We start from the raw sequence: 13129 nt of genomic DNA, 5'->3' as shown, positions 1-13129 counted from the left end.
TATTTTATTCCGCCGCGTCGAGGCTCTTTAGATGCCGTTGCGGGCGCAGCATCGACTCCTCCTCGGCATCCTGTGGCGCGCCCCAGAAATTCTCGAGCGTCGGGCCATTCTTCAGCTGGCGGCGGCGGAAGAGAAATTCGAAAACCTCATGAAACCAGACGCGGCGGCCCATCTCAGTGTACCAGCGCATCGAATGGCGCTGCTCGCGGTCGCGATGGAAGAGGATGCGCATCAGCGCCTTCGGCCGCGCCTGGACCGCCACCTCGATGAGCTTGACGCAGACGACCAGCACGAACGGGTGGAGGTACCGCATCTTCAAGACCTGATGCTTGTAATCCCATTTGCGGATGTCGGTCTCGATCACCTGACGGTCGCGGGCGATACGGAAGAAGGGTGTCCAGCGATGCGGGGTGACGTAAAGCGCCTGGATCTGATCGGGATCGTAGGAGAGCAATTGCCGGAAGCCGCGCCAGAGATCGCTGAGCTTCTCCTCTTCGAAACCGACGACCCAGGTCGCCATCGAGAGGATATCGTGCTGGCGCAGGAGCCGGATTGCCTCCCTGTCGGTCGTTTTGGCTCCGCCCTTCTTGATCAGCGCCAGGGTTGCCTCATCGGTGTTTTCCATACCGAGCAGCCAGCGCACGACGCCGGCCTTGCGATAGAGGTGCAGGATATCGGCGTCACGCACGATATCGTCCGTGCGCGTCGAGCCGACGATCTGCACCGGCACGTTCTCGGCGATCATCGCTTCGAGGAATGCCAGCCAGGCCCTGCGCGACGAGGTCGGGTTCTCGTCGGCAAGATTGATGAGCTCGACACCCTGTTCGCGATAGAGCCTGGCGATCTCCTTTGCAAACCCCTCCGGCGAGCGGTGACGCCAGCGGGTCCAGAAGCCGCGCTGGCCGCAATAATTGCAAAGATGCGGACAGCCGCGGGAGAACTGCATCACGACCGCCCGCTTGCCACCCCAATAGCTGTAGCGGGCATGGTCGATCAGTTCCCAGCCGATGCGATAGCCATCGAGATCGGCGATCGCCTGCGCTGGCCGGGTTGCTTGGATTTCGCCGTGGCCATCGCGATAGGCAATGCCGGCAACAGCATCAAGCGGGCGATGGGCGGCGAGCGCCTCGGCGAGGCGCCGCATCGTTTCCTCGCCCTCGCCGCGCACGAGAATATCGAATGCCTCAGTCTCGGCCAGCACCTCCCGCCAATGGTAGGTGGGGAAAACGCCGCCATAGACGATGCGGATCGCGGGATCGCTGCGCTTGACCGCTTCTGCGATCGCGCGGGCAGTCGGATGGGCCGACGTCGAGCCGGAATGGCCGATCAGCACCAGATCCGGGCTGTTCGCGGTGATCCGGTTGACGATGTCCACAATCGTCATCGGTCCGAACTCTGCATCGATGAGGCTGACATCGTGACCGCCATCGATCAGCGGGCCTGCGACGGAGAGAAGGCCGAGCGGTGGAAGGTGATCATCGGGAATACGGCTGCCGATCGCGGTATGCGGCGGATTGATCAGAACGATCTTCATGCGACTTCACCCTTGCGGGTCCCCTGTCTGACGCAGGCGGAACGTCACCAGCGATCCATGGCGATATTCCGCCAGAATCTCTTTAAAGTTGTGAAGATCTGGCGGCATTTTTAAGAAGGCGGCGGGAAACCGGACACTTGAGCAAAAGCCTTTGGTTTCCCACGGCAGCCATGCCATAAGACCGCATGACAAAGATCGACCGCACCCCCGAAAAAGCCGATTTCGACCACGTCACCGACTGGGTGTTCGACCTCGACAACACCCTCTACCCGCATCACATCAATCTTTTCGCGCAGATCGACAAGAACATGACCGCCTATGTCGCGGCGCTGTTACAGATGGGGCGGGAAGAAGCGCGCAAGCTGCAGAAGCAATATTATCTCGATCACGGCACGACGTTGCAGGGCCTGATGATCCATCACGGCATCGACCCGAACGATTTCCTCGAAAAGGCGCATGCGATCGACTATTCAGCGCTGACGCCGCAGCCGGAACTCGGACAGGCGATCAAGGCGCTGCCGGGCCGCAAGTTCATCTTCACCAACGGCAGTGTCAAACATGCGGAGATGACCGCCGGAGCGCTCGGCATTCTCGAGCATTTCGACGATATCTTCGACATCGTCGCCGCCGATTACGTGCCGAAGCCGGCGCAGGCGACCTATGACAAGTTTGCGGCGCTGAAGCGCGTCGAAACGAACAAGGCGGCGATGTTCGAGGATCTGCCGCGCAATCTGACGGTGCCGAAGGCGCTCGGCATGCAGACCGTTCTGCTCGTGCCGCGCAATCTGGAAGAGACCGTCGTCGAGTGGTGGGAAAAAACCAGCGGCGAGGAGGATCACATCGATTTCGTCACCGACGATCTCGTTGCATTTCTCGGCAAGGTGACCAGATCCGGCGGCTAGAGTCACGTTACGAAAGTTTCACCCAGCTTACCGATGTTTAACTGGGTCATTGAGGCCTGCTGCCGTAGCTTCTTTCGTGAGGGGACACCTTACGAAAGGGAAACACGATGTACCGCAACAAGCTGATACTGGCAGCGCTCTCCTCCGTCCTTATCTTCGGCGCCGCAGCCGGGGCAAGCTTTGCCGCACCGGGCGACGGGCCGCGCCCGCATCATGCCGGCATGGACCGCCCGGGCCGCGATGCCTTCCTCGAAATCACTTATGTCCGCATGCTCAAGGAGTTCGACGCGAACAAGGACGGAAAGGTCTCCAAGGAGGAAGCGACCAGTGGCCTCGACAAAATCTTCGCCGCGATCGACACCAACAATGACGGTTCGCTGACACCCGGCGAAATCCGCCAGTACCGGCAGACGCAGCTGCAGGCGATGAGAGATCGGCACAAGCAGGACGCCGGCGACGAGAACGCGAACGGCGCGCCCGATATGCCGGACAGCGAATCCGGGCGGCCGCCGCGCGACCGCCATGACGGTCGTCGCTGGATGCGCCACGGCGGCAACATCATGCGCGCCTCGATGATGATGCATCGGATCGACACCGACGAAAACGGCCAGATTTCCAAACAGGAGGCCGTGGCCGCCTTCGACAAGCTGTTCACGCGCATGGACCGCAACAAGGATGGCGTCGTCTCGATCGACGACATGCCGGACCGGCCGTTCCTGTAAGACTGGACGAACCATTGCGCTCTTTCCCCGCTCCGGCGGGGAAAGAGCCAAGTTCACCAAGGCATGGCTTGTTCTTAGTGTTCGTAGAAATCCTGGACGATCTTCCACGCGGCGTCGGCGGTGTCGACGAAGCTGATCAGCTTGACATCATCCGGCGCGATCGTGCCGAACTCGGCCAAGGCCTCGAAATTGATGATGCGTCGCCAGAAGGCCTCGCCGAACAGGATCAGCGGCAGGCGTTCCATGCGGCCGGTCTGGATCAGCGTCAGGCATTCAAAGAATTCGTCGAGCGTTCCGAAGCCGCCGGGGAAGACCGCGATCGCCTTGGCGCGCACCATGAAATGCATCTTGCGAATGGCGAAATAGTGGAAGTTGAAGCTGAGCTCCGGCGTCACATAGGCGTTCGGGGCCTGCTCGTGCGGCAGCACGATGTTGAGGCCGATCGACGGCGCGCCCTCGTCGGCCGCACCGCGATTGCCCGCCTCCATGACGCCGGGGCCGCCACCGGTGACAATAACATATTCCTGAAAGTCGAAGCCCGCCGAATATTTCGAGCAGAGGCGGGCAAATTTGCGCGCCTCGTCATAATAGACGGAGGCCGCCTCCAGATTGGCGCGCTGGATGTCGTTGCGCGCTGCCCAGGCACTCTGGCCGGGGGCGGGAATGCGGGCACCGCCGAACATGACGACGGTCGAGCGGATGCCGCGTTCGGTCAGCATCATCTCGGTCTTCAGCAATTCCAGCTGCAGCCGGATCGGCCGCAGTTCTTCACGGCAGAGGAAATCCTCATCGACATAGGCAAGACGATAGGCCGGCGACAGCGTCTGCGGCGTCTTCGGCACGGCTTGCGCCCGCTGCCTGTCGGTCGAGCTGCTCTTCAACGGGTCCCATACGCCATCCTTGCGCCTCGAACCGCCATTTCGTCCCTTCGCCATGTCGAAATGCCTTTCAGTACTGCCGGCCACAGTGCCGGATATGTCGCTATAACGCCTTGAAACCAGATTGATCCTGCCCGAAAAATAATTCCATTCCATGAGCGCATGCTGTAGAGCAGGACGCAATCCCGCCAACCGCAATTCCGGAGACTGCGCCGTCTCCACGATAAAGATCGAAGTTTAAGGAATTCCCATGAGCGCCACCGACCTCGCATCCCTCGAAAAGACCATCGAAGCCGCTTTCGACAATCGTGACAATGTGAACATGTCGACAAAGGGCGAGGTTCGCGATGCGGTCGAAGCCGCGCTCAACCTGCTCGATGAAGGCAAGGCGCGTGTCGCCGAACGCGGTGCCGACGGCGTCTGGACGGTCAATCAGTGGCTGAAAAAGGCCGTGCTACTGTCCTTCCGCCTCAATGACATGCAGGTGGTCAAGGGCGGCTCGGGCAATTCCACCTGGTGGGATAAGGTTCCCTCGAAATTCGAGAACTGGGGCGAGAACCAGTTCCGCGCGAGCGGCTTCCGCGCCGTGCCGAACTGCGTCGTGCGCCGCTCGGCCTATATCGCCCCGAATGCCATCCTGATGCCCTCCTTCGTCAATCTCGGCGCCTATGTCGGCGAAGGCACGATGGTCGACACCTGGGCAACGGTCGGCTCCTGCGCACAGATCGGCAAGCATGTGCATCTGTCCGGCGGCGTCGGCATCGGCGGCGTGCTGGAGCCGATGCAGGCCGGCCCGACGATCATCGAGGACAATTGCTTCATCGGCGCCCGCTCCGAAGTGGTCGAGGGCTGCATCATTCGTGAAGGTTCCGTGCTCGGCATGGGCGTTTACATCGGCAAGTCGACCAAGATCGTCGACCGCGCCACCGGTGAGGTCATGTACGGCGAAGTGCCGCCCTATTCCGTCGTCGTCGCCGGTTCGATGGCCTCGGCCAACGCGACGATGGCAAACGGCCTGCCGGCACCGCATCTCTACTGCGCCGTCATCGTCAAGCGCGTCGACGAACAGACCCGCTCCAAGACCGGCATCAACGAGCTGCTCAGAGATTGATGACACCGGCACATTGATCCGGTAAACAGACGGCGTCTTTTACGCAAGGCGGCTCCGCCTTGCCATGTCTTTGCCATTCCCGCCGGATAGTTCGACCGCCATGACCGCAACCGACCCCGTCGCTAATCTCCAGACATTGATTCGCTGCCCATCCGTGACGCCCGCCGAAGGCGGCGCGCTCACGGCGCTCGACGCCATGCTCACGCCGCTCGGCTTTACGGTCGACAGGGTGACGGCACGCGAAGAGGGCACAGCCGCTATCGAGAACCTCTATGCCCGCCTCGGCCGCGACGGCCCGCATCTGATGTTCGCCGGCCATACGGATGTGGTGCCGGTCGGCGACGAGGCCGCCTGGACGCATCCGCCCTTTGCCGCCGAAATATCTAACGGCGAGCTCTTCGGCCGCGGCGCCGTCGACATGAAGGGCGGCATCGCGTGTTTCGTCGCCGCCGTCGCCCGCCATATCGAAAAGAGCGGCCCGCCTGCCGGCTCGATCTCCTTCCTCGTCACCGGCGACGAAGAAGGCCCGGCGATCAACGGCACGATCAAACTGCTGCAATGGGCGGCGGAGCGCGGCGAACGCTGGGACGCCTGCCTTGTGGGAGAACCGACCAATCCGGACCGGCTCGGCGACATGATCAAGATCGGCCGGCGCGGCTCGCTGTCGGGGAAGATCACGGTGCATGGCGTACAGGGCCATGCCGCCTACCCGCACCTGGCCGACAATCCAGTGCGCGGCCTATTGCAACTGACGCAGGCGCTGATGGACCCGCCCTTCGATGGCGGCACCGACGATTTCCAGCCATCGAACCTCGAAGTGACGACGGTCGATGTCGGCAACCCTGCGACGAACGTCATTCCGGCCAAGGCATCGGCAAGCTTCAACATCCGCTTCAACGACAGCTGGACCGTCGAAACGCTGCGCGCCGAAATCTTGCGCCGTCTCGAAGCCGCCGCAGGCAATGGCCAGCTGCGTCCAGGCAGGCCGCCGGCCAAATATGATATCGTCTGGGCCGACCGGCCGAGCCACGTCTTCCTGACCCGCAACAATGCTCTGATCGCCTCGCTGTCTTCGGCCATCGAAAGCGTGGCCGGCCGCTCGCCGGCGCTTTCGACCACCGGCGGCACGTCGGATGCGCGCTTCATCAAGGATTATTGCCCGGTCGTCGAGTTCGGCCTCGTCGGCCAGACGATGCACATGGTCGACGAGCGCGTCGCCGTTGCCGATCTGGAGACGCTGACGGCGATCTACCAGACCTTCATCGACCGCTGGTTCGCCCATGCCGGGTCTTAGGGAAGTCCAGTATTATCTGGCCGGCCTCTGGCTGCTGATCCGGATGGATCCGCGCGGCTTCCGCTTCCTCGATCTGTCGGAGCGCGGCGTCAACCGCTCGTTCTGGGCGATGGTCTGGTGCCTGCCGCCGACGGGCATTTCCTGGCTCTGGTGGCGACAGGCCTTCCTGCGCTCGATGCCGCCGGAGGCCGATGTCGATTTTGCCTTTTATATCAGGCTCGGCCTCGTCGAGATCGCCAACTGGATCGTGCCGCTGGTCTTTGCCGGGCTGCTGCTGCTTGCCTTCCGCATGGGCGAACGCTTCGCCCCGGTCGTCGTCAGCGTCAACTGGCTTGGTGTGCCGCTCTCCTATGTCAACGGCCTGCTGCTGGCGCTGGTGTTCTTCCTGCCCGGCGCCGTCGGCCTCGTCTCGTTGCTGCTGCTCGCCTTCATGCTGGCACAGGTCTTCGTGCTGGCGCGCATCCTCCGGATGATCTGCCACGATCACGCGCTGATGGTCGGGGCGCTGACGCTGGTGCTGCTGGTGCCGTCGATGATCCTGTCGGAATATCTGCAGCACTTCCTCGGCATTTATCCCGCCTGAGCCGCGTTATCGCATGAGATTGGACCATCATGAGAGATCGTCGTCGCTTTCGTCGGCGGGCAGCCTACGGCGATCGGTGATCACCTCAGGATAATCCACCTGCAGGAAATAGAGCCCGTCGGGCGGCGCCACCGGGCCGCAGGCCTTGCGGTCGCGCGCTTCGAGTGCCGCCTCGACATCGTCGGGCGTCCATTTGCCCTCGCCGGCGAGCTTCAGCGTACCGGCGAAGGAACGGATCTGGTTGTGGAGGAAGCTCTGCGCGGTGGCACGGATCTCGATCAGCGCACCGCTGCGCGTCACATCGAGCCGGTCGAGCGTGCGCACCGGACTGTTCGCCTGGCAATGGGCGGAGCGGAAGGTGGAGAAATCATGCCGGCCGACCAGCCGCTGGGCGGCGGCATGCATGACCTCGTCGTCGAGGGTCTTCGGCACCCACCAGGCCTTGCCGGCTTCGAGCGCCAGCGGCGCCCGGCGGCTCACGATGCGGTAGAGATAATGGCGGCGCAAAGCCGAGAAGCGGGCATCGAAGAATTCGGGAACCGCCGCGACGTCGAGAATGGAGACGCGCTCGCCGGCCAGCCTCAGATGCGCATTCAGGGCGTTCTGCAGCTGGTAGGGCGACCATTCCTTCGAAAGATCGGCATGGATCACCTGTCCCATGGCGTGGACGCCGGAATCGGTGCGGCCGGCGCCGCGGACCGAAACGGTCTCGCCGGTCAGCGACAGCACCGCGGCTTCGATCGCACCCTGCACCGAGGGACCATTCTCTTGCCGCTGCCAGCCGACATAGGGGCCGCCGTCATATTCGACGGTCATGCGGTAGCGCGGCATCAGGAAAGCCTCGTGCCTGCGCCAAGCGGCGTGCCCCTGAGGAAATCGGCCGCGGCAAGCGGCTTGCCGCCTGCCTTCTGCAGCCGCGTCAGCCGCACCGCGCCGGAAGCACAGCCGACGAGGAGATCGTCGGTCAGCAACTGCCCCGCGGTCCCCTGCCCCTCGGCCAACTCCGAGCCGAGCACCTTCACCCGTTCCGGCTTGCCGCCGATCTCAAGCTCGAACCAGGCGCCGGGGAATGGCGCCAGGCCACGGATATGATTGTGCACATCCCTGGCATCTCTTCCGAAATCGATGCGCGTCTCGGCCTTATCGATCTTGGCGGCATAAAGCACGCCGTCTTGCGGCTGCGGCGTCAGCGGCAGGTCGTTCATCTCCAGCTTCACCATGGCTTCCGCCATCGCCTTGGCGCCGACCTGCATCAGCCGGTCGTGCAGTTCGCCAGCCGTCATGTTCGGACCGATCTCGACTTCGCGGCTCAGCGCGACTGGGCCGGTGTCGAGACCCTTGTCCATTTTCATCACCATCATGCCGGTCTTTTCATCGCCTGCCATGATCGCGCGCTGGATCGGCGCAGCACCCCGCCAGCGCGGCAGAAGCGAGGCATGCCCGTTATAGCAGCCGTCGCGGGTGCCGTTCAAAACCGCCTCGGGTAGCAGCAGCCCGTAGGCGACGACGACGGCGACATCGGCCTTGAACGCGGCAAACCTCTCGCGCTCCTCCGCATCCTTGAAATTAACCGGGGTGAAGACCGGCAGACCGAGCAGCTCGGCCGCCTGGTGCACCGGCGATTTCTGCAGATCGAGCCCGCGCCGGCCACCCGGCCGCGGCGGCTGCGTATAGACGGCGACGATCCTGTGGCCGGCGTCGGCGAGCAGGCGCAGGGTCGGAACGGAGAACTCCGGGGTTCCCATGAAAATGATGCTAAGAGACATTCTATCTCGCCAATTGAGGATCAGCCGTCTTCAAACGGGTTTACGAGCTTGAGATCAAGCCCCTCGAAATCTCGGGTGTTCCGGGTGGCCAGAGTGCCGCCATTTGCAAGGCAGATGGCGGCAATCATGGCATCCTTGGTCTCCATCGGCCGCCCAGCCTTCCTACGCTGAGCCGCCAGGAGGCCGTGGCGATTGGCCGCGCTCGGGGAAAAACCGAGGATGCGGCCGGCAAATTCCGACTCGATCCTGTTGAAGTCGGCTATCAAAGTTGCCTTCCGCCTGCCATCGTCGAGAAGTTCGAGACCATAGCGCATTTCAGCGACGGCGATCGTCGTCAGAAAAAGCGTCTCGACGTCGTAGCCATCAAGCCAGTTCAATATCCGCTCGCTGTGGGTTCTCCCCTGCAACTCGGAAATCACATTCGTATCGAGGACGATCATTTGTCGAAGTGCGGCGGTTCGCGGTCCGATTCGTGGCGGGATGCGGCGATGGATTCCACTTCCTCATCGGTCAATCTTTCATCGCTCATCAGCGAGCGCAGGCGCTGTCCGGCGGAAGCCCCCGAATGCCCGACGGCAATCTGCCGGCGGATGATTTCGATCGCCTCTTCCGAAAGGCTGCGGCCATTACGCTGCGCGCTTTCCTGAAGCTGCCGCTTCATTGCATCAGGAACATCGCGAATAAGCAGGTCACCCATTCGGCACCTCCATCATGATATCGGTGATATCATAGTGCCTCGCCGGCGCATTTTCAACGCAACACTCAGAGCGCCTTGGACTTCGCCGCCTTGGTGAACTTCTTGATCACCATCTCCCGCTTCAGCCGCGAGATGTGGTCGATGAAGAGCACGCCGTTCAGATGGTCGATCTCGTGCTGCAGGCAGGTGGCGAGCAGCCCATCGGCCTCCACCATCTGCTCCTTGCCCTCGCGATCGAGATACTTGACCGAGACGGTAGCCGGGCGCTCGACCTCGGCATAATAATCCGGAATCGACAGGCAGCCTTCCTCATAGACCGAGCGGTCGTCGGAGGATTTGACGATCTCGGGATTGATGAAGACCTGCGGCTGCTTTTCCTCGCCCTCGCGGGAGACGTCAATGACCAGCATGCGGCGCGGCACGCCGATCTGGATTGCGGCAAGGCCGATGCCCGGCGCGTCGTACATGGTTTCCAGCATGTCGTCGGCAAGGCGCTGCAGGTCGGCATCCACACGCTCGATCGGCTTGGAGAGCTGACGGAGAACGGGGTCGGGAAGAATGATGAGTGGCTTGATGGTCATGGGCGTTCCCATAACCCATCTTTTCGCGCTATGGAATTATCCGGCGGGCGGCGAAGACGCTTTTTTGCATCCCCGCCCGGAATTTCGCCATATTCGCATCAAGCTGCCCGGCGAGCAGTGATGGCAGCATGGGCTTCCGGCCGGGCACGGAAGCGTCGCAGCAGCTCGATCAGGTGGTCCACCTCCTCCTTGAGGCGACCAGTTTCCGCCGAAGTGCGCTCGACCATGCCGGAATTCTGCTGGGTGATCTCGCCCATGCTGCGGATTGCCACGCTGACCTCGTTGACGCCGGTCGCCTGATCGCGGGCGGCAGCGGCGATATCGGCGACGAAGCGGTTGATGATGTCGATGCGGCCGATCATGTCATTCAGCGCTTCGCCGGTGCTGGAGACGATGCCGACACCCTCATTGACCTGGGTCGAGCTCTGCGAGATCAGGTTCTTGATCTCCTTGGCGGCTTCGGCCGTGCGCTGGGCGAGTTGGCGGACTTCCTGGGCAACGACGGCAAAACCCTTGCCAGCATCGCCGGCACGTGCTGCCTCGACGCCGGCGTTCAGCGCCAGAAGATTGGTCTGAAAGGCGATCTCGTCGATGACGCCGATGATCTTGGAAATTTCCGTCGAGGATTTCTCGATGCCGGCCATCGCCGAGACGGCGCTGGTGACGAGTTCACCCGAATTCTTCGCCTTCTGCTGCGTCTCGCGTACGGCGTCCGAAGCTTTCTCGGCATTGGCGGCGGTCTGGCCGACGCTGACGGAAAGCTGCTGCAGGGCAGCCGAACTCTCCTCGACGCCCGCCGCCTGCTGGGCAGTGCGCAACGCCAGGTCGTTGGTCGCATTGGAGATGACGTCGGCGCCATTCATGATATGGCCCGACGTGTCGCGCACCGACGCGAAGGACTGGCGAAGGGCCTTGACGGCACGATTGTAATCCTCGGCCATCTGCCGGAAATTGCCTGGCAGGTCGGATGGCAGAGTGGCCTCGAGATCACCGCTCGACAGCGCCTCCAAACCGCGGCGCAGTTGGTCCAGCGCCATCGCCTGATCAGCTTCGGCCTGGGCACACTGCTCTTCCAGAGCCTGGCGTTTGGCTTCAAGAGTCTCGAGATAGACCGAGATGGAATAATCGATGTCGAGCATGCCTGATTTGATGACGGCCGACAGCTTCTCGGCCAACTGCCTGCCCTGCTGGCGCGCGAAGACCGACGGCCACTGCTTCTCCATGATGCCCTTGACGAGTTCAGACATAACAAGGGCGTAGCCGCCGATATACCAGCGCGGCTCCAGCCCGATGCGGGCATGCGTGCGGCCGACCGCGGTCACGCCGTCCACATAGGTTTCGTCGAAGGCGCCGCTGGCAAGCTTACCCCAATGATCTTGCTGGCGCTTCTTCGCATGGGCGACATGGTTCTTATCAGAAAAAAAGCCTGAGACGGCGGGGGTCCTGGCGACTTTGGCATAAAACTTATCGAGGGCAGCGCCGATCAGCTCTGATATGACGGGGCTGAGATCCCGCATCGACCGGCGCGCCGCCTCGTCCAATTCGATGAAATCGAGGCGCTGTCTGAGGGCACTATCAGTCTGCTGGGATGTCATGGAAATCTCTGTACTTGGCGCAACGGCGCGGGAGGGAATTCTGCGGCACAGATTTTGGTCAATATGGTTGAACAATGGTTAAATAGGCCGCGATTTTCCGCATCGGCGAGGAAAAAGGCGACATGGGGAAATTGAGGATCGCCAAATTCGTTCACGTTTTGATCTATATATTGCCGCATCTTCTGTTATGGTTGCGGCATGACCGTTCATTCCGAATCGCTCGCCCTCTCCGTCGTCTCGCTCAGTCCGGCCGTGCTGGCGCTTGCCGGCGGCGTTCTCATCGCCTTCGTGCTTCTGGTGATCATCCTTCTCTTGCGCGGCGCCAGCCTCCGCCGCGAGCAGGCAGAGGAGGCGAGCCTGCGGGCTGGCGAAAGCGAGGCCCGCATGGCCGAGCTTCTGAAGATCCAGGCGGAGATGCAGGGCCGCATCACGGCGATGGCCGAGGTCTTCGGCGCGCGGCAGAGCGAGCTCAACCAGGCAATCAGCCAGCGTCTCGACGGCATGTCGCAGCGCGTCAGCTCGACAATTACCGAGCAGACGAAATCGACGCATGAGAACCTGCAGCGGCTGCAGGAGCGACTGGCGGTCATCGATGCCGCGCAGAACAACATCCAGACGCTCGCCAAGGACGTCGTCGGACTGCAGGCGATTCTCTCGAACAAGCAGACGCGTGGCGCCTTCGGCCAGTCGCGGATGGAAACGATCGTCGCCGACGGCCTGCCAATGGGCGCTTATGCCTTCCAGCAGACGCTCTCGAACGGCTCGCGGCCGGACTGCACCATCCGCATGCCGAACGGCGCGCCGCCGCTTGTCATCGATGCGAAGTTCCCGCTTGAAGCCTGGAACGCCATCCGTGACGCCGGCAGCCCCGAGGCCGCCAAAATTGCCGGCCAGCAGTTCCGCCGCGATCTAGAGATCCATATCCGGGATATTTCGGAGAAATATCTGATTCAGGGGGAAACCCAGGAGACGGCCTTTCTCTTCGTGCCGTCGGAATCGATCTTCGCGGAGATCCACGAGAACTTCGAGCCTCTGGTGCAGAAGGCACACCGGGCGCGCATCGTCATCGTCTCGCCGTCACTGCTGATGCTGTCGATCCAGGTCATCCAGGCGGTGCTGAAAGACCAGCGCATGCGGGCGCAGGCACATCTGATCCAGGGCGAGGTGGCGCTGCTGATGGACGATCTCGGCCGCCTCGACGAGCGGGTGCGCAAGCTGCAGGGCCATTTCGCCATGGCGCAGAAAGACATCGACATGGTCGTCACGTCAGCCGACAAGCTCACCAAGCGCGGCGCCAAGATCGAGGCGCTGGAATTCGAGGCAGGCGGCGAGGCCACGCCCGCCCGCGACGAGACCCCAGCCAAATCCGTGGAAAGCCGAACCGGCCTTCTAAAGCTTCGGGTGGTTGACGAGGAGTGACCGCTTCGGGCAGTGTCTCGCCCCATGAAATAGCAGGAGCATGATGT

Annotated in this window: 14 protein-coding genes; 6 read left to right on the top strand and 8 right to left on the bottom strand. The window is 62.4% G+C overall.

From position 1 onward, the window contains the following. Positions 1-4: 4 nt before the first annotated feature. Positions 5-1534 (bottom strand): magnesium-protoporphyrin IX monomethyl ester anaerobic oxidative cyclase, encoded by a 1530-nt coding sequence (gene bchE, locus RHE_RS02140; protein ID WP_011423803.1) that lies wholly within the window; start codon positions 1532-1534, stop codon positions 5-7. Between the two features lie 185 nt (positions 1535-1719). Between bchE and RHE_RS02135 the strand changes: the two genes are divergently transcribed. Continuing rightward, a complete protein-coding gene (locus tag RHE_RS02135) occupies positions 1720-2436 on the top strand; it encodes a pyrimidine 5'-nucleotidase (RefSeq protein ID WP_011423802.1) in 717 nt (238 codons plus the stop codon). Between the two features lie 107 nt (positions 2437-2543). Beyond that, positions 2544-3158, top strand: coding sequence for a CREC-EF hand family protein (locus RHE_RS02130; RefSeq protein WP_011423801.1), 615 nt, complete (start codon positions 2544-2546; stop codon positions 3156-3158). Positions 3159-3232: 74 nt separating this feature from the next. Here the strand turns inward: RHE_RS02130 and RHE_RS02125 are convergent, their stop codons facing one another. Beyond that, positions 3233-4093, bottom strand: coding sequence for an LOG family protein (locus RHE_RS02125; protein ID WP_041678806.1), 861 nt, complete (start codon positions 4091-4093; stop codon positions 3233-3235). A gap of 193 nt (positions 4094-4286) precedes the next feature. On the opposite strand from RHE_RS02125, the gene dapD reads away from it, so the two are divergent. The 3 genes from dapD to RHE_RS02110 all read left to right on the top strand — a co-directional run bounded on the left by dapD (position 4287) and on the right by RHE_RS02110 (position 7024). Beyond that, positions 4287-5147, top strand: a complete 861-nt coding sequence (gene dapD / locus RHE_RS02120) for a 2,3,4,5-tetrahydropyridine-2,6-dicarboxylate N-succinyltransferase (RefSeq protein ID WP_011423799.1) — start codon at positions 4287-4289, stop codon at positions 5145-5147. 100 nt (positions 5148-5247) lie between these two features. Further along, positions 5248-6441, top strand: coding sequence for a succinyl-diaminopimelate desuccinylase (gene dapE / locus RHE_RS02115; RefSeq protein WP_042117802.1), 1194 nt, complete (start codon positions 5248-5250; stop codon positions 6439-6441). After that, positions 6428-7024 carry a hypothetical protein gene (locus RHE_RS02110; protein ID WP_011423797.1) on the top strand — a complete coding sequence of 199 codons (597 nt, stop codon included), beginning with the start codon at positions 6428-6430 and terminating at the stop codon, positions 7022-7024. The genes dapE and RHE_RS02110 overlap by 14 nt, the downstream gene beginning before the upstream one ends. A 27-nt stretch (positions 7025-7051) precedes the next feature. On the opposite strand, the gene truA is transcribed toward RHE_RS02110, so the two are convergent. From truA to RHE_RS02080, 6 genes are all read right to left on the bottom strand, one after another. Further along, entirely contained in the window at positions 7052-7855 is an 804-nt protein-coding gene (gene truA / locus RHE_RS02105) for a tRNA pseudouridine(38-40) synthase TruA (RefSeq protein WP_011423796.1), read from the bottom strand. Next, on the bottom strand, positions 7855-8790 hold the full coding sequence (gene fmt / locus RHE_RS02100) for a methionyl-tRNA formyltransferase (protein WP_011423795.1): 936 nt from the start codon (positions 8788-8790) through the stop codon (positions 7855-7857). Before fmt ends, truA begins: the two co-directional genes overlap by 1 nt. Before the next feature lie 20 nt (positions 8791-8810). After that, positions 8811-9230: a type II toxin-antitoxin system VapC family toxin gene (locus tag RHE_RS02095; RefSeq protein ID WP_011423794.1), complete on the bottom strand. Its 420-nt coding sequence runs from the start codon at positions 9228-9230 to the stop codon at positions 8811-8813. Next, on the bottom strand, positions 9227-9487 hold the full coding sequence (locus RHE_RS02090) for a FitA-like ribbon-helix-helix domain-containing protein (RefSeq protein WP_042117799.1): 261 nt from the start codon (positions 9485-9487) through the stop codon (positions 9227-9229). The genes RHE_RS02095 and RHE_RS02090 overlap by 4 nt, the downstream gene beginning before the upstream one ends. A gap of 65 nt (positions 9488-9552) precedes the next feature. Next, complete coding sequence (def, locus tag RHE_RS02085) at positions 9553-10068, bottom strand: peptide deformylase (RefSeq protein WP_011423793.1); 516 nt, start codon at positions 10066-10068, stop codon at positions 9553-9555. 98 nt (positions 10069-10166) lie between these two features. Continuing rightward, on the bottom strand, positions 10167-11663 hold the full coding sequence (locus RHE_RS02080; RefSeq protein WP_042119151.1) for a globin-coupled sensor protein: 1497 nt from the start codon (positions 11661-11663) through the stop codon (positions 10167-10169). A 198-nt stretch (positions 11664-11861) separates the two neighbouring features. Here RHE_RS02080 and RHE_RS02075 point away from each other — a divergent pair, with 198 nt between their 5' ends. Next, a complete protein-coding gene (locus tag RHE_RS02075; protein ID WP_042117797.1) occupies positions 11862-13082 on the top strand; it encodes a DNA recombination protein RmuC in 1221 nt (406 codons plus the stop codon). The last annotated feature ends 47 nt before the right edge of the window (positions 13083-13129 follow it).

It is taken from the genome of Rhizobium etli CFN 42 (genome assembly GCF_000092045.1).
In the GTDB taxonomy this organism is placed as follows: Bacteria; Pseudomonadota; Alphaproteobacteria; order Rhizobiales; family Rhizobiaceae; genus Rhizobium; species Rhizobium etli.
Note: the sequence above shows the minus strand (reverse complement) of the source record. Positions and strands in the feature narration are given on the sequence as shown.

Bases quoted from the DNA above. Each gene is read 5' to 3' on its own strand.
- bchE (WP_011423803.1), bottom strand. From the start codon at position 1,534: ATGAAGATCGTTCTGATCAATCCGCCGCATACCGCGATCGGCAGCCGT.
- RHE_RS02135 (WP_011423802.1), top strand. From the start codon at position 1,720: ATGACAAAGATCGACCGCACCCCCGAAAAAGCCGATTTCGACCACGTC.
- RHE_RS02130 (WP_011423801.1), top strand. From the start codon at position 2,544: ATGTACCGCAACAAGCTGATACTGGCAGCGCTCTCCTCCGTCCTTATC.
- RHE_RS02125 (WP_041678806.1), bottom strand. From the start codon at position 4,093: ATGGCGAAGGGACGAAATGGCGGTTCGAGGCGCAAGGATGGCGTATGG.
- dapD (WP_011423799.1), top strand. From the start codon at position 4,287: ATGAGCGCCACCGACCTCGCATCCCTCGAAAAGACCATCGAAGCCGCT.
- dapE (WP_042117802.1), top strand. From the start codon at position 5,248: ATGACCGCAACCGACCCCGTCGCTAATCTCCAGACATTGATTCGCTGC.
- RHE_RS02110 (WP_011423797.1), top strand. From the start codon at position 6,428: ATGCCGGGTCTTAGGGAAGTCCAGTATTATCTGGCCGGCCTCTGGCTG.
- truA (WP_011423796.1), bottom strand. From the start codon at position 7,855: ATGCCGCGCTACCGCATGACCGTCGAATATGACGGCGGCCCCTATGTC.
- fmt (WP_011423795.1), bottom strand. From the start codon at position 8,790: ATGTCTCTTAGCATCATTTTCATGGGAACCCCGGAGTTCTCCGTTCCG.
- RHE_RS02095 (WP_011423794.1), bottom strand. From the start codon at position 9,230: ATGATCGTCCTCGATACGAATGTGATTTCCGAGTTGCAGGGGAGAACC.
- RHE_RS02090 (WP_042117799.1), bottom strand. From the start codon at position 9,487: ATGGGTGACCTGCTTATTCGCGATGTTCCTGATGCAATGAAGCGGCAG.
- def (WP_011423793.1), bottom strand. From the start codon at position 10,068: ATGACCATCAAGCCACTCATCATTCTTCCCGACCCCGTTCTCCGTCAG.
- RHE_RS02080 (WP_042119151.1), bottom strand. From the start codon at position 11,663: ATGACATCCCAGCAGACTGATAGTGCCCTCAGACAGCGCCTCGATTTC.
- RHE_RS02075 (WP_042117797.1), top strand. From the start codon at position 11,862: ATGACCGTTCATTCCGAATCGCTCGCCCTCTCCGTCGTCTCGCTCAGT.